Source organism: Candidatus Frankia nodulisporulans, assembly GCF_902806475.1.
In the GTDB taxonomy this organism is placed as follows: domain Bacteria; phylum Actinomycetota; class Actinomycetes; order Frankiales; family Frankiaceae; genus Frankia; species Frankia umida.
Genome location: NZ_CADCWS010000457.1, coordinates 1 through 1,590 on the forward strand (window position 1 = coordinate 1; position 1,590 = coordinate 1,590).

Genomic DNA, 1,590 nt, shown 5'->3' on the forward strand with positions numbered 1-1,590 from the left:
GCTGCGTATCCCCCGGCTGAGCGTCGACGCACCGGTCGTCCATCTCGGCCTCGCCGCGGACGGCACCATCGCCGTGCCCACCTCGTGGGGGGACGTGGGCTGGTACGACCGGGGACCCGCACCGGGCGGCATCGGCCCGTCGGTCCTGGTCGGCCACTACGACTCGACGTCGGGACCGGCGGTGTTCTACCGGCTCAACCAGCTTGTCCCCGGAGACAAGGTGGTGGTCGTGGGAGCGTCCGGTCTCAGTCAGACCTTCCTGGTCGACCGCTCCGAGGAGGCCACCAAGTCGACGTTCCCGACCGAACGCGTCTACGGCCCGGTGACCCGCCCCGAGCTACGACTGATCACCTGCGGTGGGGCGTTCGACTTCCAGACCCGTCACTACCTGAGCAACCTGATCGTCTACGCCCACGCCGACACCACTCTGCCAGCGCCCAGCCCGACCACGAGCGCCGCGGCGGCGCCGGTGCCGCCCGCTCCACGCGTCACGCCCACCGTCGCCGCGGCTGCGACGTCCTCCCCGGGATAGCGCGACGGCCCGTGGCCGAGCAGGCGCGAAGGACACCTCGCCACGGGCCTGTGGCTTAGCTGGGACGGCGGCGGTCGCCGCGCTCGCGGACCGAGATGGAGATGGGTGAGCCGGCGAAGCCGAAGTCCTCACGGAGCCGGCGCTCGAGGAAACGGCGGTAGGTCGGCTCGAGGAAACCGGTGGTGAACACGACGAAGCGTGGGGGACGCACGCCGGCCTGGGTGGCGAACAGGATCTTCGGCACCCGACCGCCACGGGCGGGCGGCGGGGTGGCGCCGACGACCTCGCCGAGCCAGGTGTTGAGCCTGCCGGTGGGGATACGGGTCCCCCAGGACTCCAGGGCGGTGCGCAGGGCGGGAGCCAGCCGGTCGGTGGCGCGCCCGGTGCGGGCGGAGACGTTCACCCGCGGCGCCCAGCCCACCCGGCCGAGGTCGCGCACGACCTCACGTTCCAGGGTGACCCGACGGTCCTCGTCGACGAGGTCCCACTTGTTCCAGGCGATCACCAGCGCGCGTCCGGCCTCGACGACCATCGTGATGACCCGCTGGTCCTGCTCGCTGAGCGGCTCGCCGGCGTCGAGCAGGACGATCGCGACCTCGGCCGCCTCCAGCGCGGAGGCGGTGCGCAGCGACGAGTAGTACTCGGCGCCGGAGGCCTCGCGTACCCGGCGACGCAGCCCGGCGGTGTCGATGAACAGCCACTCCTCGCCACCGACGGTGACGAGTTCGTCGACCGGATCGCGGGTGGTGCCGGCGACGTCGTGCACCAGCGAACGCCGACTACCGGCGATCTTGTTGAGCAGGCTGGACTTGCCGACGTTCGGCCGTCCGATCAGGGCGACCCGGCGCGGACCGGTGGTCTCGGTGAACACCTCGCGGGGCGCCTCGGGCAGCGCGGCGAGCACGGCGTCGAGCAGGTCGCCGCTGCCCCGGCCGTGCAGGGCGGACACCGGGTGGGGCTCACCGAGCCCCAGGCTCCACAGCGCCGCCGCGTCCGCCTCGAACCGCAGGTCGTCGACCTTGTTCGCGACCAGGATGACGGGCAGCCCGCTGCGGTGC

The 1,590-nt window shown here is 72.8% G+C and carries 2 protein-coding genes; one reads left to right on the forward strand and one right to left on the reverse strand.

The window, feature by feature from the left end; all coding sequences use genetic code 11:
- Positions 1-532 (forward strand): class F sortase (locus tag G6R24_RS20760; RefSeq protein WP_163550810.1); only part of this gene is annotated, 532 nt, incomplete at its 5' end.
- Positions 533-587: 55 nt separating this feature from the next.
- Here the strand turns inward: G6R24_RS20760 and der are convergent.
- Positions 588-1,590, reverse strand: a 1,003-nt coding sequence (gene der, locus G6R24_RS20765; protein ID WP_163550811.1) for a ribosome biogenesis GTPase Der, incomplete at its 5' end; no start/stop codon positions are given.